General features: G+C 70.7%; 14 protein-coding genes. 10 read left to right on the top strand and 4 right to left on the bottom strand.

The features are described from left to right. Positions 1 to 542: 542 nt before the first annotated feature. The gene (locus tag VGV13_05355) at positions 543 to 1271 is read right to left on the bottom strand and encodes an HAD-IA family hydrolase (GenBank protein HEV8640507.1); all 729 of its coding nucleotides are present in this window, start codon (positions 1269 to 1271) and stop codon (positions 543 to 545) included. A 39-nt stretch (positions 1272 to 1310) separates the two neighbouring features. Here VGV13_05355 and VGV13_05350 point away from each other — a divergent pair, with 39 nt between their 5' ends. The 10 genes from VGV13_05350 to VGV13_05305 all read left to right on the top strand — a co-directional run bounded on the left by VGV13_05350 (position 1311) and on the right by VGV13_05305 (position 10214). Next, positions 1311 to 1682 carry a copper resistance CopC family protein gene (locus VGV13_05350; GenBank protein HEV8640506.1) on the top strand — a complete coding sequence of 124 codons (372 nt, stop codon included), beginning with the start codon at positions 1311 to 1313 and terminating at the stop codon, positions 1680 to 1682. Positions 1683 to 1689: 7 nt separating this feature from the next. Next, positions 1690 to 3675, top strand: coding sequence for a CopD family protein (locus tag VGV13_05345; GenBank protein ID HEV8640505.1), 1986 nt, complete (start codon positions 1690 to 1692; stop codon positions 3673 to 3675). Then, positions 3675 to 4040, top strand: coding sequence for a copper-binding protein (locus VGV13_05340; GenBank protein HEV8640504.1), 366 nt, complete (start codon positions 3675 to 3677; stop codon positions 4038 to 4040). The genes VGV13_05345 and VGV13_05340 overlap by 1 nt, the downstream gene beginning before the upstream one ends. A 13-nt stretch (positions 4041 to 4053) precedes the next feature. Beyond that, positions 4054 to 5025 (top strand): beta-propeller fold lactonase family protein, encoded by a 972-nt coding sequence (locus VGV13_05335; protein HEV8640503.1) that lies wholly within the window; start codon positions 4054 to 4056, stop codon positions 5023 to 5025. A 52-nt stretch (positions 5026 to 5077) separates the two neighbouring features. After that, positions 5078 to 6070 carry a c-type cytochrome gene (locus tag VGV13_05330; protein ID HEV8640502.1) on the top strand — a complete coding sequence of 331 codons (993 nt, stop codon included), beginning with the start codon at positions 5078 to 5080 and terminating at the stop codon, positions 6068 to 6070. Positions 6071 to 6086: 16 nt separating this feature from the next. Beyond that, positions 6087 to 6416 (top strand): hypothetical protein, encoded by a 330-nt coding sequence (locus VGV13_05325; protein HEV8640501.1) that lies wholly within the window; start codon positions 6087 to 6089, stop codon positions 6414 to 6416. 87 nt (positions 6417 to 6503) lie between these two features. Continuing rightward, complete coding sequence (locus VGV13_05320) at positions 6504 to 7877, top strand: hypothetical protein (GenBank protein ID HEV8640500.1); 1374 nt, start codon at positions 6504 to 6506, stop codon at positions 7875 to 7877. Between the two features lie 14 nt (positions 7878 to 7891). After that, complete coding sequence (locus VGV13_05315; GenBank protein ID HEV8640499.1) at positions 7892 to 8803, top strand: metal ABC transporter substrate-binding protein; 912 nt, start codon at positions 7892 to 7894, stop codon at positions 8801 to 8803. Continuing rightward, positions 8800 to 9624: an iron chelate uptake ABC transporter family permease subunit gene (locus VGV13_05310; GenBank protein ID HEV8640498.1), complete on the top strand. Its 825-nt coding sequence runs from the start codon at positions 8800 to 8802 to the stop codon at positions 9622 to 9624. The genes VGV13_05315 and VGV13_05310 overlap by 4 nt, the downstream gene beginning before the upstream one ends. Then, positions 9621 to 10214, top strand: coding sequence for a phosphatase PAP2 family protein (locus tag VGV13_05305; protein ID HEV8640497.1), 594 nt, complete (start codon positions 9621 to 9623; stop codon positions 10212 to 10214). Before VGV13_05310 ends, VGV13_05305 begins: the two co-directional genes overlap by 4 nt. Here the strand turns inward: VGV13_05305 and VGV13_05300 are convergent. Genes VGV13_05300 through VGV13_05290 form a run of 3 tightly spaced genes read right to left on the bottom strand, consistent with a single transcriptional unit; the run spans position 10198 to position 18576 of the window. After that, on the bottom strand, positions 10198 to 15723 hold the full coding sequence (locus VGV13_05300; protein ID HEV8640496.1) for a GAF domain-containing protein: 5526 nt from the start codon (positions 15721 to 15723) through the stop codon (positions 10198 to 10200). The genes VGV13_05305 and VGV13_05300 overlap by 17 nt on opposite strands. Further along, positions 15720 to 17867: an ATP-binding protein gene (locus tag VGV13_05295; protein ID HEV8640495.1), complete on the bottom strand. Its 2148-nt coding sequence runs from the start codon at positions 17865 to 17867 to the stop codon at positions 15720 to 15722. The genes VGV13_05300 and VGV13_05295 overlap by 4 nt, the downstream gene beginning before the upstream one ends. Beyond that, on the bottom strand, positions 17854 to 18576 hold the full coding sequence (locus tag VGV13_05290) for a GNAT family protein (protein HEV8640494.1): 723 nt from the start codon (positions 18574 to 18576) through the stop codon (positions 17854 to 17856). Before VGV13_05290 ends, VGV13_05295 begins: the two co-directional genes overlap by 14 nt. Positions 18577 to 18580 lie beyond the last annotated feature (4 nt).

Genomic DNA, 18580 nt, shown 5'->3' with positions numbered 1-18580 from the left:
GGGTCTGGTGCGGGCGTCCAACACGAGCCCCTGCCTCACCCTGCGCTTCGAGGCCCGGACCGAGCGCGAGATCGACGAGATGAAGCGCGTCATCTACGACGCGCTCCGCCGCTACCCGTTCATCACCCTGCCCGACTAGTGCCGTTCCAACTATTCGCGCCTAGGAAGGCACCGTGTACGTCGTTCGTGGACAGATTTAGTATCAACAAGTTGGAACGGCACTAGCAGACTCGGAGGGGGGCTTCGCCCCCCTTCCGAAACCTCCCCCCAGGAATAGGTTGCGCCGGCAAAGCCGGCGCTCGAACCGTGGCGGGTTCGGTGAGTGCGTCGGCGAGTTTGGCCATTCTCCGCCAGGCTCTTAGCGCAATCGGAGGGGGCGGACGTTACGGCCCCCTCCGAAACCTCCCCCGAGGATTGCGCGGGCCAAGCCCGCGCTCGAACGACGCTCACCCCGACGCGCTCCTCGCCCGGGGACCTCCGCCGGGGCGGGGCGTACGGCCGCCCCTCGGGCGCGAGCGAGTCCTGACCTTCCCCGGCGAGCTCTAGGTCCAGGCGCCGTCGACGACCATGCGGACGGCGGCCATCAGATCGGGCGCCGCCGGGCAGTCGCGCGCGCCCCAGCATCCGCCCGGGTCCAGCAGCACCGCGCCCATGCCGGCGGCCCGCGCGCCCACCACGTCGATCGAGTAGAGGTCGCCGACGTACACCGCCTGAGCGGGCTCGAGGCCGGCGCGCTCCAGCGCCAGGCGGAAGATCCGCGGATCTGGCTTTTCGACCCCCACCAGGAACGAGTCCAGCACGAAGTCCAGGTGGGCGGCCAGGCCCAGCGCTTCGAGGATCGAGTGGATGGAGCCGTTGGAGTTCGAGATGACCGCGGCCCGGAGCCCGGCGCCGCGCACCAGCGACAGGGCCGCGGGCGCGTCGGGATCGCGGACGTTCCAGAGACCGACGGGCGGGTTGTAGGCGCGGCGCCACTCGGTGAGACCGCGAACGATCGCCTCGTCGGTGACGCCCAGCTCTTCCAGCAGGAATCTCAGATATCGGCCCGCGGTGGCCGGGGTCTCGGTGGAGGTGCCCGGCGCCCGCCGGGACAGCAGCGCCTCGTCCAGCCGCACCCGGGCGCGCCACTCCGCCCGCTGCACGTGCTCCGGCGTCACGCGGATGCCGCGGGCGGCGAGCTCGGCGGCGATCGCCGGGTAGTTCATCCTCAGCAGCGTGTTACCGGCGTCGAAGAAGATCGCGCGGATCGGCGACGCGGAGCGTCCGGACATCGGGATGAGAATACACCGGAGGCCGCGTACAATCGGCCGATGACGGAGCGGATGATCGCCGCCGCGAGCCTGGCTCTGACCGCCCTCCTCTCCGCGGCCCCGGGGGCGAGCGCTCACGCGGTTCTCGATCGGGCCGACCCGCGGGCGGGCAGCACGGTGAGGACGGCGCCGAGCGAGGTCAAGCTCTGGTTCACCGAAAATCTCGAGCCGGCCTTCAGCACCGTTCGGGTCGTCGCTGCGGACGGCCGGCCGGTCGATCGGGGCGACGGCCGCGTGGATGCCGACAACCCTGCCCTGCTCCGCATCACGCTTTCTCCGCTGCCAGCCGGCACCTACAGGGTGATCTGGCGCGTCGTGTCCGTGGACACCCACGTCACCCGAGGCGAGTTCAGCTTCAACATCGCGCCGTGACCGACGCATGAGCCTCGAAGGGCTGGGATTCCTCGCGCGCTGGGCCCATCTGGCCCTGGCCGTCGCCGTCGTGGGCGCCTGCACCACGCTGCTCGTCGCCGGCCGCTCCGACCGGCCCACCGCGCGGGCGTGGGAGGATCGCGTGCTCCGGTGGCTGCGCGTTCTGGTGCTCCTGGCGCTCGCCACCGGCGCCCTGCTGCTGGCCTACCAGGCCGCGTATCTGTCCGGGCGCACCGCCGCGGCCTTCGAGGGCCGTACGCTCGCGCAGGTCCTGTTCGAGACCCAGGCCGGCCACGTGTGGCTCGTGCGCCACGGCGTGCTGCTGCTGCTCTTCGCCCTCGTCAGCCTCAGGGCCGATGTCGACGGGCGCCTGGACTGGCTCGCCGGGCGGGGCGAGGCGCTGGCCCTGGGCGCGGGTGCGCTTGCACTCGTCGCCGCCGGCGGTCACGCCGCCGCCGTCAAGCCCGACCCGTGGCCTGCGGTCACGATCGACGCGGTCCACCTGCTGGCGACGGGGATCTGGGTGGGCGGCCTCCTGCCGCTCGCGCTGCTGCTCCGCGCGGCGAGCCGCCCCGAGGGGGCGGACGCGCGCCCCTACGCGGTGCTGGCCGCCCGCCGGTTCTCCCGCCTGGCCCTCGCCGCCGTCGTCGCGCTCGTCATCTCGGGGATGGGGAACGTCGTCGCCCAGATCGGCAGCATCGCCGCCCTCGTGGGAACTTCCTACGGGCGCCTGCTCCTCGCCAAGCTCGGCCTCCTGCTCATGATCCTCGCGCTGGCGGCCGTGAACCGGCGGCGCCTGGTTCCGGCGCTCTCCGGCGAGGCGGCGACGGTGGGCCGTCCGGCGATGCGCCGGCTCGCGCGTTTCGTGACCGCCGAGGCGATGCTCGCGCTGCTCCTGATCGCGGTCGCTGCCGCGCTGGGGATGACGCCACCGGCCCGCCACCAGCAGCCGGACTGGCCGTTCGCGTTCCGGCTCTCGCTGGGGGCGCTCCAGAGCGCGCCCGAGCTTCGGCTGCGCGCGTTGATCGGCTCGCAGGTGGCAGTGCTGGGGGTGGCGGCCGCGCTGGCCGCGCTGGTCGTCCGATCCCGCCGCGGGCCCTTGCTCGCCGGCGCCGTGGTCCTGGTGGGCATGGGTCTGGGTCTCGGCCTGCCCCCGCTGGCGATCGACGCATACCCGACGACGTACGTGCGACCGCGCGTGCCATATCAGGCGGCGTCCATCGCCCAGGGCGCGCGCCTCTACCGCGAGCAGTGCGCCGCCTGTCATGGTCCGAGCGGCGCCGGGGACGGCGATCGCGCTGCGACGCTGCCGCGCCGGCCCCCCGATCTACGCTCGCCGCACACCAACCAGCACACCGCCGGCGATCTGTTCTGGTGGATCACCGGAGGAATCCCACGGGGGGGAATGCCGGGCTTCGGCGATCGGCTCGGGCCCGAGGCGCGGTGGGACCTGGTGAACTTCGTCCGCGCGCTCGGCGCCGCCGCGGCCGCGCGCATGCTGGGCCCCAGCGTCGAGCGGGGTCGGCCCTGGCTGGTCGCCCCGGACTTCACCTTCGCCGTCGGCCCCACGCCGACCCGCGGCCTCAGAGATTATCGCGGTCGGCGCATCGTGCTGCTCGTGCTCTATACCCTGCCCGACTCCCGCCCGCGCCTGGCGCAGCTCGCCGCCGGCTACAACGTCCTCGGTCTGCTGGGCGTCGAGGTGATCGCGGTGCCCGGCGACGCCGCGCCCGACGCCATCGGCCGTCTCGGCGCCGATCCACTGATCCTGTTTCCGGTCGTCACCGAGGGGGCGCGCGAGATCGCGGCCGCCTACGGCCTGTTCGCGCGCGCCCCCCACGCGGAGTTCCTGGTCGACCGCCAGGGCTACGTCCGGGCCCTGTGGGCGGCGGAGAGGCCGTCGGTCCGCGAGCTGAACCGGCTGCTCGCGGAGATCCAGGAGCTCAACGAGGAGAAGGCGGCGACGCCCGCCGCCGACGAGCACGTGCACTGATGCGGCTCTGGAAGGTCGTGCTCCTGGTCAACCTGGCCCTGGCCCTGGGCATCGGCGGGGGCTACCTCTGGTGGGGACGCCGGGCGGAGCGGCTCGAGCGCGAGCTCGGGCAGGCCCGAGCGGCGCCGGCGGTCGGAGAGCGGGAGTGGCGGGTCCGGGGCGTCGTGCGCGCCATCCTGCCCGACATCAACCTCATGGTCCTGAGCCACGAGGAGATCCCCGGCTACATGGCGCCCATGACGATGGGATTCCGCGCCGCCTCGCCCAAGATTTACGACGGACTCCAGGTCGGAGACGCGGTACGATTTACCGTGCGCGGGACGCCGCCCGACGTGCTGGTGACGGCGGTCGAAAGGATCCCGTGAGGAGGGGCCTGGGGTGACATCGCGGATCGCCCTGATTGTCGTCGCCGCCTGGACCGCCGCCCTGGCCGCGGGGCCGGCGGCCGCGGCCACCCTCTTCGTCACCAACACGAAATCCGACTCGATCTCCGTCATCGACACGACCACGCTCGAAGTGGTGGGCGCCATCCCGCTCGGCCGGGGCAAGCCCAACCGCATCGTCTTCCAGCCGGACGGCAAGCTCGCCTGGGTCGTCTACGACAAGAGTCGCGATCTGGGGATCGTGGACCCGGACACCCGCAAGCTCGTCAAGCGGGTGAAGATCGGCGGCAACCCCTACAACCTCGCCTTCACCCCCGACGGCCGCTATCTCTACGTGCTCGATTGGTCGAGTGAGACCAGCAGCGACGCGGTGATCATCTACGACCTCAAGGCCGAGCGCGTGGAGGGACGCATCGAAGTCTCCACCTGGCCGGCCCACGGCATCTTCACCCGCGACGGCCGGATCTTTTACGTGTCCGGCGAGACGGCCGGCGACGTGACGGTGATCGACACCGCAACCCGCGCGGTCGTCGGGCGGATCGTCCACGGCGGCGGCGATGCCATGGGGCTCGCGCTGTCGGCCGACGGCAAGACGCTCTACGCCGCCGCCGGCGAGAACAAGGCGATCCTCAAGATCGACACGGCGACCAGCCGCGTCGGCGGGGAGATCGCTCTGCCCGGCGTCGTCCACGAGGCCACGCTCACCCTCGACGGCAAGTTCCTCTACGCGACGCTGCGCAAGACCAACAAGGTGGTCGTCATCCGCACGGCCGACGGCAAGATCGTCGCCACCATCCCCCAGCGGGGGTATCCGGACCTGGTGACGATGGAGCCGAACGGCCGGTACGCCCTGGTGACCAACCGCTGGGCCGACGCGGTGGCCGTCATCGACCTCGCCAGCCACAAAGAGGTCCGGACGATCTCCGTGGGCAAAGCGCCCCACGGCATGGCGCTCCGGCCGCGCTGAGCGCGACCGCGCGGGGCCCGCTCGGGCCAACGCTCTTCGGAGGGGAACGACCATGCGAAGTGGAACGACGACGCGAATCCGGGTTGGACTCGTCGCGATGGCGCTGGGGATCGTGCCGCTCGGCGTGGTGGCCGGGGCCGTCGTCCACGCCGAGGCGCCGCAGGGCGGCGGCCACGGTGCTCACAGCCCCGGGCCTACTGACAGGACCAGGCCCCCGGCGGCCCCCGGCGTTCGGCCGCCACGGCGCCTGACGATGGAGGAGGTGCACCGCGGGGGCGGCGTGCCGCGCGGCTGGCAGTTCGCGGTGCCGCCGGGCGACGCGGCGAAGGGACGCCAGCTCTTCCAGGACCTCGAGTGCTTCAAGTGCCACGCGATTAAGGGCGAGAGCTTTCCGCCATCGGGTGGTGACCCGAAGAGCGTCGGCCCTGATCTGACCGGCATGGGCGCCGCGCATCCCGCGGAGTACCTCGCCGAGTCGATCCTGGCGCCCAACCACGTCATCGTCGAAGGGCCGGGCTTCACGGGTCCCGACGGGCTGTCGATCATGCCGAGCTTCGCCGACAGCCTCTCCCTCGCCCAGTGGGTGGACCTGGTGGCCTACCTCAAGAGCCTGACCGAGGGCGGCGATGCTCCGCCCCATGGGCGCGGGGTGGAGCGCTCGCAGGTCGCTGGCGACTACCGGATCCGGATCGTCTACGAGCCCGGCGCCAGCACTCCCCACGGGGACGGTCACTCCGGGGCGCACGGCGCATCCCCCAGCGCGACGGCAGCCCCAGGGCACCTCATGGCGTTTATCACCGACCGTGAGTTCAACGAGCCGGTCCCTTATCTGCCGGTGACGGCGATCGTGCACACGCCAGGCCGTCCACCGCGGACGGTGAAGCTCGCGCCCATGGTGAGCGATCGTGGCTTCCACTACGGGGCGAGCCTGGCCCTCCCCGAGGGTACCCAGAAGATCGCGCTCTCGATCGGCGCCACGGCCATGCAAGTAACCGGCGGGGCCAAAGGGCGGTTCAAGAAGCCTGTCACGGCGGTCTTCGAGTAGGGTCACGCCGGCCAGTGTGCTATTCTTCGCGCGCGACATGATCCCGTCCCGCTGCGCGCGCTGGGTCCGCCGTCCGGTCCCGGCGTTGCTGTGCACGCTGGCCCTGGCCGGGGTGCTGCTGAGCGCGGCCAATGTCCCCCACGTCCACGTCGGGCCCGAGGACGGCTTCTACAACCACGAGCACGATCTTAGCTACCTGGCCGCGCTGGGCGGCGTGGCGCCGCTTCCCGAAGCCGCGGCGCTGGTCGTCGCCGTCGTCGTCGTCCCGGAGCTCGCTCTCGATGCCGCCCGCCCCGCCTCCGAACCGCGGCGGCACTCCGACTCCCGCGCGCCGCCTCTCCGCTAGTCGCTCTCCCGCGTCCTGAGGTCCCGGCGCCGGAGGTCCGTGCGCCTCCGGCGAAGCGCCCACAACCTTCGCTGAGAGGAGATGGCCATGCGAGTCTTCGTCGTCGTGTGCGTGCTGCTCGGCCTCGCGCTGGCGGCACCCGCTCTCGCGCAGCAACCCGCGGATCCCCGGGGGGAGACGGAAAGTCTCCGCCGGGATCTGGAGCAGATGCGCCAGCAGTTCGAGCGCGTCAGGCAGGAGTACGAAAAGGCGATGGGGGTGATGGCCGAACGGCTCCAGCGTATCGCGGCGCAGCCCCGGGCCGCGGCCGCCCCGCCGGCGGTCGTCCAGGCACCGGCCGGCCCGGCGCCCTCGCCCCAGCCCAGCCTGCGCGACTACGTAACGCCTCGGCCCCCGTTCTCGCTCGCTGAGCGGACCCAGGGGGGCCGGTTGCTGTTCGATATCGGCGTGGTCGCCGACTTCATCGGCAACATCACGCAGCGCAACATCGACAAGGCCGACGCCGGATCCTTCGCCGGCCGGGAGAACCGCTTCTTTCCGCGCGAGGTCGAGCTGCAGCTCTTCGGCCAGATCGACCCGTTCGCCCGCGGTGAGGTCAGGCTGGAGGCCGCCGAGGAGTTCGAGGACGGCGAGCGCGTGACCGAGGTCGGTCTGGCGGAAGCCCACCTCACGCTGCTCACGCTGCCCTTCGGCACCCAGCTCAAGGCGGGGCAGATGCGCAACCGCTTCGGCCTCCTCAACGAGCGCCATCGCGAGGCCCTGCCGCAGCCCGACGTTCCGAACGTGCTGACGCGCTTCCTGGGCGAGGAGGGCTTGGTGGAGCGCGGGGTGGAGCTGACGTGGGTCCCGCCGCTGCCGTTCTATCTGGAGGCGCTGGTCGGGGTGTTCAACGGCGACAACGAGGAGGCGTTCGGCCGGGGCAGCCTCAAGACGCCACTGGCCACGGGGCGACTGCGGACGTTCTTCGAGCTCGGCGATCTCGGCGCCATTCAACTGGGGGCCTCCGCCGCCAGCGGCCAGACGGAGGCGCGGCGACGCCAGACTTTCGCCGGCTACGACGTCAAGTACAAGCTGACCCCGGAGGGCTGGCGCCACCCGCTGCTGACTCTGGCCAGCGAGGGGATCTGGTCGTTCCGCCGGGTCCAAGAGGACGAGGAGATCGACAGCCGCCGGCGCTTTGGCTGGTACGCCTACGGCGAGGTGCAGCCCTGGCGGCGCTGGGTGGCCGGCCTGCGCTACGACTCCACGCAGCTCCTGGAAGATCCCGGGCGCGAGTGGGCGATCGAGCCCTATCTCGCCTTCATGCTCTCCGACTTCCTACGCTTCCGGCTCGGCTACAAGCGCACCGAGCGCGATCGCCGCGAGTTGTTCTCGGCCAACGACGCCAGCGCCCGGATCGCCGACGAAATTTTCCTTCAAGCGACCTTTTTCCTGGGCGCGCACCCGCCGCATCCCTTCTGAGGAGGAGGAGAATCATGGGGCGATCGATCCTCACGCTGACCGCTGTCCTGCTCGCCCTCGGGCTCGCGACCGGGGGCGAGGCCGCGGCCAAGGTCCGGAGCGTGGCCTCCACCCCCGACCTCAAGGCGCTCACCGACGCCGTGGGCGGCGATCTGGTGGACGTCGTCAGTCTCGTCCGAGGAACCCAGAACGCGCACGATGTCGAGGTGCGGCCCAGTCTCATGCTCAAGCTCCGCCATGCAGACCTCCTCGTGCGCAACGGGCTCGGTCTCGACTACTGGGTCGAGCCCCTCGTGGTGGGCGCCCACAACGCGCGTATCCTGCCCGGCACTGCCGGCTACGTCGACGCCTCCCGCGGCGTGGCCGTCATTCCTCCGAAGGGACCGATCGACCGCTCGCGCGGTGATGTCCACCCCGAGGGCGACCCACACTACACGCTCGACCCCGCCAACGCCGGAGTCGTCACCGCAAACATCGTGGAGGGGCTCCGGCGGGTCGCGCCCCAGCACGGGCCTCTGTTCGAGACGCAGCGCCGCGAGTTCCTGGGGCGGCTGGAGGCGGCGATGGCACGCTGGCAGAAGACGCTCGAGCCCTACCGTGGCGCCAAGGTCGTCACCTATCACGAGACGTTCAACTATTTCCTGCGGCGCTTCGGCCTTGAGCTGGCCGGCGCCATCGAGGACCGGCCGGGCATCCCACCCTCGCCGGCCCATCTGGCCGAGCTGATCCGCACCATCCGCGAGCAGAAGATCAAAGTGATCGTCGCCGAGCCCTACGCGGACCGAAAGGTCGTCGAGCTGGTCGCCCGCGACAGCGGCGCCCGGACCCTGGTGCTACCGTCGGCAGTCGGCGGCATCAAGGGCATCGACTCCTACCTCGACCTCATCGACCACAACGTCCGGGCACTGGCCGAGGCGCTCCGGTGAGCGATCTCTTTTCGCTCCTGTGGGCGCCGTTCCTGATGTGCCTGGTCCTCACCGGCCTCCACGCCTACCTGGGCCTCCACGTGATCGCGCGGGAGGTCGTCTTCGTCGACATCGCGCTGGCCCAGATCGCGGCCCTCGGCGCCACCGCGGCGTTTCTGCTGGGCTTCGAGCTCGATTCCTGGGTGTCCTACTTCTCCGGGCTCGGCGCCACTCTGGCCGGAGCCCTCGTCCTCGCGCTCACCCGCACCCGGGAGCGCCGGATCTCGCAGGAAGCCGTGATCGGGGTCGTCTACGCGGTATCGGCGGCGGCGACCGTGCTGCTCGTCGCCGGGGCCCCTCACGGCACCGAGCATCTCCGGACCATGCTCGTCGGCAACATCCTCACGGTGAGCGGGAGCGAGGTGCTCAAGGTGGGCCTGCTCTATGCCGTCATCGGCGCGCTGCATTGGTGGTGGCGTGGTCCCTTGCTCCTGATCTCCACCGATGCTGAGGCCGCCTTCCGGGCGGGGCGGCGCGTGCGCCTCTGGGATTTCCTCTTCTACGCGTCGTTCGGCCTGATGGTGACAACCTCGGTCCGGATCGCTGGTGTTCTGCTGGTCTTCTCCTATCTCATCGTTCCCGCCCTGGCCGCCATGGCGCTGGGCGGATCGATCCGGCGCCAGCTCGGAGTGGGCTGGAGCCTGGGCGCGCTGGTCAGCCTCGTCGGCATCACCGCCTCGGCCGCCTTCGATCTGCCCACCGGGGCCACGGTGGTGTGCGTGTTCGGGCTCGCGCTCCTGGCGGTCTCGGCGTTCATGCGTGGTCTAATGGGGCGGCGATGATCATTCCCCGGTCGCGGGCGGTGCTGCTGGTGGCCGGCGCCGCCTTCCTGGCGCTGGCGGGCGCCGTCGCGCTCCTGGGCACGCTCCCGATGGACGCGGCGATCCGCGACGCGCTGCTAGCCTGGGCCACGCCGCCGGTGCTGACGGTGATGCGCGTGGTCAATTACGCGGGGGACTGGCGGGTGATCCTGCCGGGGACGCTGCTACTCTTCGTCGTCTTCACGCGGGCCCGCGCGCGCTGGTGGATCTGGCTCGGGCTGATGGTGGCGGCGCCGATCGCCCAGTGGATGCTGAAGGAGGCGATCGGCCGGCCGCGGCCGGAGAACGCCTCCCTCGGCTTCCCCAGCGGGCACGCCACGGCGGCCGCCGCGTTCTTCGGCGCCGTCGTCTACCTGGCGGGGGCGCTCCCGTCCCGGAGGGCGTGCCTGGTCGTGCGGGGGCTGGCGCTCGGCGCGGTGGTGCTGGTGGCGGCAGCGCGGGTGATGCTGCGCGCCCACTGGCCCTCCGATGTGCTGGCGGGGATCGCGCTCGGCCTGGCCCTCGCCGCGGGGGCGGCGCTGGCCGCGACGCCGCTCAGCGACGAGGGCTGAGCGGCCACGGGCCGCCGCCGAGCGCGGCGGCGACGACCTCGCGGATGTTCTCGCGCTTGAAGGGCTTGGCGACGACGTAATCGACGCCGCGGGCCGCCGCCTCCGACGGGTCGATCCGGTCCCCCCAGCCCGTCACCATGGCGACGGGCGTACCGGGGCGTCGGAGCTTGACGAGCCGGGCGACCTCCCAGCCGGACACGCCGGGCATGCCGAGATCGGTGATCACGAGATCGAAGGACTCGTGGTCGAACCGGGTCAGGCCGGACTGGGCGTCGGAGCAGACGACCGCCGCGTGGCCGTCACGGGTCAGCAGATCGTGGAGCACGTCGCCGACTTCCCGCTCGTCGTCGATGACGAGCACGCGCCCCTTGGTCGGCGTCCGCGCGGTCACTCGCGCCGGGGCCTCCCGCTGGACGTCCCCGCCGATCGGCAGCCGGACGAAGAAGGTGGTGCCGTGCCCCAGCCGGCTCTGCACGTCGACCTCGCCGTTGTGGCGGGTCATGATGCCGTACACCACGCTGAGACCGAGGCCGGTGCCCCGCTCGCCTTTGGTCGTGAAGAACGGATCGAAGATCCGCTGGCGCACGTCCTCCGACATCCCCACGCCGGTGTCGCTGACGGCGCAGACGACGTGGCTGCCCTCGACCCCGGTCCGGAGCGCGATCTGCCCGCCCTCGGGCATCGCGTCGAGCGCGTTGAAGATGATGTTGGTCAGCGCCTCGCGGATCTCCGACGGGTCGCCGGCGACGGAGGGCGTCGGGCTCGTCTCAAGCACCACCTCGTACTTGATCCCCTTGGACTGGGCCTCGTCCTTCCACCGCGAGCGGGTGACCTCCACGATCTCCTCGACCAGGTGGTTGAGGTGCACCTGCTGGAAGGGCCGGGCGCGCCGCATCCGGGTGAACTCCTGGATGCGCTTGACCGTCTGGGCGGCGTCCAGCGCGACCTTGATGATGACGTTCAGCTGCCGCTGCAGCTCCGGGTCTTCCGTCTCGTTGAGCAGCACCTCGGCCCGGCCCACGATGATGGCCAGCACGTTGTTGAAGTCGTGGGCGACCCCGCCCGCCATCTCGCCCAGCGCGCGGAGCCGCTCGCCCTGGACGATGCGCTGCTGCGACTCCTCCACCGCCCGCAGGGCGGCGCGCAGATCGCCGTAGAGTCGGCTGTTCTCCAGCGCGATGGCCGCCTGATCGGCGAAGGTCTGGAGCAGCGCGACCTCGGCCTGGGAGAAGTTCCGGCCGGCCTCGTCGCAGATGCCGATGACGCCGACGATCTCGCGCTTGACCCGGAGCGGGACCGCCAGGTACGCGCTGAGGCCCAGCCCCTCCACGTGACGCCGCATGTCCTCGGGGAGGCTGAGGCTGGGGTCGCCGAAGACGTCGGCCGACCACGCGGGCCTCCCCTCCACCACCGCCCGACCCACCACGCCGACGCCGGCCGGGATGATCGGCAACAGCCGCCCCAGGGTGCGGGCGTCGCCCCTGGACGCGATGAGCTTGAGCGATCCGTCCGGCTGCTGCAGCCGGAGGACGGAGAACCGGCCGCCCAGCAGGAGCAGCGAGCTCTCGACGATCCGCTCGCCCACGTCGGCGGCGTCCAGGCTCTCGGTGAGCATCCGCGCCAGCCGGGCCAGCTCCTCCGCCTCGCGGCGGCGGCGCGTGGCCTCGGAGTACAGGCGCGCGTTCTCGATGAGCATGGCGGCTTGGTCGCTGATGCCCTTGACGAGCCGGATCTCCTCGGGCGTGAGTTGGCGCCGCTCCTCCCACCAGATGACGAAGAAGCCGCCGATCGGCTCGCCCTTGACGATCATCGGCACGAACAGCAGGGACCGGTGGGGGAAGCGCGCGAAGCTCTCGCGGTCGATCCGCGGATCGCTGGCGGCGTCGTTCGACCAGACCGCCTCGCGCGTCCGCCACGCCTCCTCCATCACGGGATGGCCCACGATGGGGATAGGGAACTCCATGAACTTCTGGTGGAGCTCCTTCGGCACGCGATAGCCCGCGATGGGGCGGAGACACGTGTGCTCGGCGTCGGCGAGGTAGGCCCCGACCATGTCCGCCCCCAACGTCCGCGCGATCTCCCGCGCCACGCGACGCATCGTCTCCGTGGGATCCAGCGTCGAGGTCAGCGCATTGGTGATGTTCAGCAGCGTCTCGGTCTCCCGGAGGCGGGCCTGCGTCTGCTGGAAGAGGCGGGCCTTGTCGATGGCGACCGCCGCGTGGGCCGCGATGCCCCGGGCCAGGGCGATCTTCTTCGGCGTGAAGGCGTGGGGCCGGCCCGGCGTGTGGACGCCGATGGCGCCCATGAGCCGGCCGCCGCTCACGAGCGGGATGATCAGCATCGAGCGGATCCCGAACACGTCGGCGAGGACCGGCGAGAGCTGGAAGTCGGGCGCGCCCGCTTCGAGGATGACCGGGTCCTGCGTCCTCAGCGCCGACAGCATGGACGGCAGCCGCGATGTCTCGGTGAGGGCCAGGAACGCCGGGCGGCTGTCGTCGGGGAGCCCGCAGGCGGCGGTCGGGATGAGTCGCTCGTGACTGGGGTCCGAGAGGAAGAGCAGGCACTGGGTGCCACCCAGCAGCTCGGCCGTCGTGCGGACGACAGTGTGGAGCACCTGATCGAGGTCCTGCACCCCCTCGATGGCCTCGGCCAGCCGGAGCAGGGCGGCCGAGACCTCGGCTTCATCCCGCTGGGCGGCGAACAGCCGCGCGTTGTCGATGGCCAGGGCCGCCTGGGTGGCCAGGGCCCGGAGAAACTCGATCTCCTCCAGAGGGAAGTTGCGCGGCTCCCGGTGCAGGAGCTTGAGGAGGCCCAGTGTCCGCTCCTTGACCGCCACCGGCACCGCCAGCATCGCCTGGTAGCCGAACTGGCGCACCAGGGACGTCGCGCCCCAGGTAGGGTCGGCGGCCAGATTAGCGTAGACGAGCGGCCGGCGGTCGCGGATGGCCAGCCCGGTGAGGCTCGCCCCGATGCTCAGCTGGCCGACGGCCAGCAGCTCCGGCTCCACCTCCGAGGCGCCCCGGATCACGAGGTCGTCGTCACCCTCGATGAGCAGGAGCAGCGCGGAGTGCATCCCCATCAGCCGGCGGGCCTCCTCGGCGATGCGCGGTAGCAGGCGCTCGAGATCGATCTCGGTGGCCAGCTCCCGGCTCAGGGCCACCAGGGCATCCTGGCGCCGCTCGAGGCTTCGCCTCACGGTGATGTCGCGCGCGCTGCCGAGAATCGCCACCGGCGCCCCGTCTTTGCAGACCGCGCGGACCACGGCCTCCAGGATCAGGCGCCCGCCGTCCTTGCCGATGAACTCGGCGGTAAACGATTCCACGGGTCGCTCGCCGGTGGCGATCCGCCGCACCATCTCGACCGCGCGCTCGCGGTCCTCGGGCGCCAGGAACTCGGCGATGTTCATGGTCAGCAGCTCTTCGCGCGTGTAGCCGCTGGCCCGGGCCCCGGCTTCGTTGATCTCGAGGATCCGGCCCTCGAGGTCGTGGAGGTACACGATGTCGATGACGTCCTCGAAGAGCTCCCGGTAGCGCGTCTCGGAGACCGCCAGTCGCTCGCGGGCCTCGCGCTCGGCCGCGAGCAGCCGGGCGTTCTCGAGGGCGATGGCCGCCTGCCGGACCATGCCCTCGGCCAGGCGGAGCTCGTCGGCCGTGAACACGTGGTGCCGACGCGTCCACACGATGGCGAAGCCGCCGACGATCTCGTCTTTCACCCGCATGGGCAGGACCAGGACGGACTTGTGGGGCACGAGCCGCAACAGCGGGTGCTCGAAGCGCGGGTCGGCCTTGCTGTCGGTCGCGTACACCGGCGACCCCAGGGCCCGGACGACATCCATCAGCGCGTTGCCGGTGGGTATCAGGGCCCCCGACAGCTCGCCGAAGTTGTCCCTCGGGATGTGGTAGCCGGCCAGGGGCATCAGCCGATCCCGCGTCGGGGCCAGGCGCCAAGCGCCGCCCATGTCCGCGTCCAGCGCGCGCACCAGCTCCCGGATCGTCCGGCGCGCCCCTTCCGAGATGTCCAGCGTCGAGCCGACCGCGCGGCTGACGCTGAGCAGCGTCTCCGTCTGGCGCAGGCGCTGCTGGGTTTCCGCGTAGAGCCGCGCGTTGCGGATGGCGGCGGCGGCCGAGGTGGCGAGGGCTTCGGTCAGAGCCACCTCCTCCGGAGCGAAGTCTCGACGCGTGCGGCAGCCGACGATCAGGACGCCCACCGCCTCGTCTTGAAGGAGCAGGGGCACACCCAGGAACGACGCGAAGCCCTCGTCCCGGACGTAGTCGGCGTACTTGACCCGGTGATCGGACGCGAGGTCCGGCAGCACCAGCGGCACGCGCTGCTCGAGGATCCAGCCGACCGTGCCTTCCCCGCGCCGGAACGTCATCTCCCGTTGCTCGGGGCCGCGCACGTCGCCGGCGCGGGCGGCGAACCGCAGCTCGCCCGTGGGCTCCAGCAACCAGATGCGCACGAGATCTCCGGACAGACGGCTGCGGACCAGCTCGGCCAGCCGATGCAGCACCTCCGACAGGTCGAGGGTCCCGGTGAGCAGCCGCCCCGCCTCGACGAGGCTCTCCTCCTCGGCCGCCCGCTGCTCCATGCCCCGGTACAGCCGCGCGTTCTCGACCGCGATCGCCACCTGGTTGGCGACGATCTTGAGCAGCTGCTCCTCGTCGGACCGGGCACCCGACGGGAGGATGTGACGCGCGGTCATGACGCCGAGCGAGCGACCGAGCACGGCCAGCGGAAGCGCCCACTCCACCTCCGTCCACTCGTCGGACTGCGCGGCGCCGGTGGCGGCCAGCACCCCGCGCGGCCGTTCGAAGGGCTCGCCGGCGGCGGCCACGCGAAAGCCGGCCAGATCGCTCAGCTCGACCACCAGGCTCGTGGTCCCCAGCGCGCGGGCCAGGGCGGGCAGGAGGCGTTCGAGCAGCGGGACGACGCCCATCTCGGAGGTGATGTCCTGCACAGCCGCGTGGAGGTCCTCGAGCTGGACGGCCCGGCGCACGAAGTGGTGGTTGAGGCGCTTCAGCTCCTCCACCTGGCTGACCAGGCGGTAGACGAGCCGCTGGTTCAGCTCCCGGAGATAAGGGCCCGCCTCGTGCTCCTCCACGCGCTCGCGCTTACCGCGCAGGAACTCCGTGATCTGCCGCGGGAAGGCGTCCACGTCGATCGGCTTGTCGATGTAGCCGTCGCACCCCGCCACCAGCGTCCGCTGGCGGTCGCCGTCCATCGCATAGGCGGTGACCGCGATCACCGGCGTGGCGCTGAGGCTCGGGAACGACTTCAAAATGACGCCGACCTCGTAGCCGTCGACGCCCGGCAGGTTGATGTCGAGCAGGATCAGCGCCGGCTCTTCGCGAAGCGCCGCCTCGATGCCCGACAGCCCGTCCTCGGCCTCCACCAGGGTGTAGCCCTCGGCCTCCAGCAAGGCCCGCACGAGCGCGCGGTTCTCGGGGTTGTCCTCGATGTGCAGGATCTTCGTCGACCGGCGGTCACGTGGGGGCGTCCGCACGCTCATGGCTCGCCCGGTTCCCGCGCCGGCAACGGGAGCGTGAAGTGGAAGGTCGAGCCGAAGTTCTCGCGGCTCTCCGCCCACATCTGCCCGCCGTGTAGCTCGACGACCTTCTTGCTGATGGCCAGGCCGAGCCCCGTGCCCCCGGCCTGCCGCGCCAGCGGGTTCTCCAGCCGCTCGAAGGGCTCGAAGAGCCGTGACAGGTCCGCCTTGCGGATGCCCACCCCGGTGTCGCTCACGCTGACATGAACCGCGCTGTCTTCCCGCCGCCCGCGGACGACCACCCGCCCACCGGGCGTGAACTTCAGGGCGTTGGAGAGCAGATTCAAGAGCACCTGCTTCACCTTCGTGCGGTCGGCGACCACGCGCGGCAGCTCCACGGGAACGTCCGTCTCGATCTTGATCGGCTTGCCGCGGGCCAGCGGCGTCGACGACTCCACGCACTCGTCCACCAGTTCGTGGAGGTCGAACTCGTCATGCCGCACGTCGAGCTTGCCGGCCTCGATCCGGGAGATGTCGAGGATGCTGTTGATCAGCGCGAGCAGGTGCGTGCTGCTGTTGTAGACCGACCGGACGTAGGTCTCCTGCTTCTCGTTCAGCTCGCCGTCCAGGCGGTTGAGCAGCACCTTGGAGAAGCCGATGATGGAGTTGAGCGGCGTGCGCAGCTCGTGCGACATGCTGGCCAGGAACTGGGACTTCAGGCGACTGGCCTGGACGAGGCGGGCGTTCGTGCTGCCCAGATCCTCATACAGCCGCGCGTTCTCGAGCGAGATGGCCGCCTGGTTGGCGAGCAGGGAGAGGACCTCCAGCTCCTGCTGGTCGAAGATCTCGCCCGACAGCTTCTCGCCGACCAGGAGGATGGCGACCAGCTTGTTCTCGATCTTGAGCGGCACGATCAGCGAGGCGGTGATCTCCTCCAGCTCGGCCTCGGTGGCCTCGAAGTACCCGGCCAGCTTCGGGTTCAGCTTCGCCTCCTCCTTGACCAGCACCCCCTCCTCCGTGGTCAGCCACCGGACGATAGGGCTGTCGGTGGGCAGCGGGCTCACCCGCAGCGGCGTGTCCAGGGCCGTTTCCTTGCGGTACGGGGCGAAGGTCTGCGTCGGCTCGTCGCGGGTCATGAGCACACAATGGGTCAGCGGGATGCCCCGGACGAGGCCCTGGACCAGCGTGTCGACCAACTCGTCGAAGTTGAGGATGGCGCTCATGCGCTTGCTCAGGGCCAGCAGAGTCTCGTAGCAGCCCTGCCGGCGCGAGAACATGAGCCGCTCGATCCGCACCTCCAGGCGCTGGCCGAGGGGGCTCAACAGCATGGTCATGAGAACCCCCAGGGGAACCGCCACCCAGACCGCGCTCTCCAGGTCGAGGTATTTCTCCAGCGCGATGGTGACGAGGGCCAGCAGCGCGGTGAGGATGGCCCCCGCCACGCCATAGACCGCCGCCTTCTTCACCACGACGTTCACGTCGAACAGGCGGTAGCGGACGATCGAGGTCCCGAGCATCAGCGCGAAGAACATGTTGGCCGGGATCCCGATGGGGTAGATCTGGTCCGCCTCGGGATAGAAGCGGACCAGGATGAACCGGAGGAAGTCCACGCCGCCCCCCAGGAGGCTGATGAACGAGCCCAGCAGGACGAGCCGCGCCCGGTTGCGACGGAAGCTCGAATCGATGGTCCGGTACGACCTCAGCAGCTGCGCGATGCCGTAGAGGAGTAGCGCGTTGAAGTAGACGAAGAAGGGAACGTACAGGGGCCCGGTGGCCGGCGCCCAGCCCCAGTAGGTCAAGCTCGCCCCCCGCATGAACACGCCGGCACCACTGAGGTTGATGACGGTGAAGCCGAGCGACGTCATATAGGCCAGGAGCAGCGACCGCCGGTGCAGGACCGTGGCGTCCAGGAAGATGAGGACGAAGTGGTAGTACAGGGCGGGGATCGCGATCACTCCCACGTGGATGAGCACTTCCCAGAAGTACGCCGTCGACTCGTCGGTGCTCTGGCGGAGCATGAAGACCCCGAAATTCCAGAACGCCAGCGCGGAGACGAAATAGGTGAAGATCCGGTTCAGCCGGCTGCCCGGGTTGCGCAGCAGCGAAAAGCTGGCCAGGGAGACGTTCAGCAGGAACGCGATGAGGGGAAGAAGGTTATGGAGGCTCACCCGGCCCCTCGTCGCTCACGTAAGGAAAGTGGAAGCGCTCCTGATCGACCTCTTTCTTCCGCTGCTCCTCCAGCTCCTCTCTGAGGATGCCGAACACCAGGACGTCGAAATGCTGCCCCGCGTAGTACCCCGCCTTGCGGAGCACCCCCTCCTGCCGAAAGCCGTGCCGCCGGAGGGAGTTGATGGAGAGCAGGTTGTACTCGTACACCTTGGCCTCGATCCGTCGGAGCCCGAGCACGTCCAGCCCGTAGGCGCAGGCGAGCTTGCCGGCCTCGACGCCGAAGCCGCGGCGCAGCGCCTTCTCGTCGGTGAGTAGCGTCTCCAGGAACGCGTACCCCTCGATCAGGTGGATGTTGAAGAGACGGACCAGCCCCAGCGGCTTCTTGGCGCGGGGCTTGGTCCGGCCGACGGCGGTGATGACCAGCACCACCTGGGTCGGGTCGTTGAGGCAGGCCTCGTAGAAGGAGGGGTGCTTGTCGTAGGCGTGCTTGTACGCGCGCAGGAACTCGCTGCCGACCATCCGCTCGAGGAATGGATTCTCCGCCCACTCGGACAGGTAGTCGAGGTCGCCGGGGGCGAGGGTGCGGAGATAGACGCGTTGGCCCCTGGCGATGACGACGCCGCCCTCGGCCGTGACCCCAGGCTTCGTGTCCGGCGCTGGCTCCCGCCGCGGCGCTTCCACCTCGATCACGCCTCGGGCTCGTCCCACCGCG

The organism is Candidatus Methylomirabilota bacterium, assembly GCA_036001065.1.
Classification (GTDB): Bacteria; Methylomirabilota; Methylomirabilia; order Rokubacteriales; family CSP1-6; genus MNEF01.
This window is presented reverse-complemented; position numbering and strand designations above follow the sequence as displayed.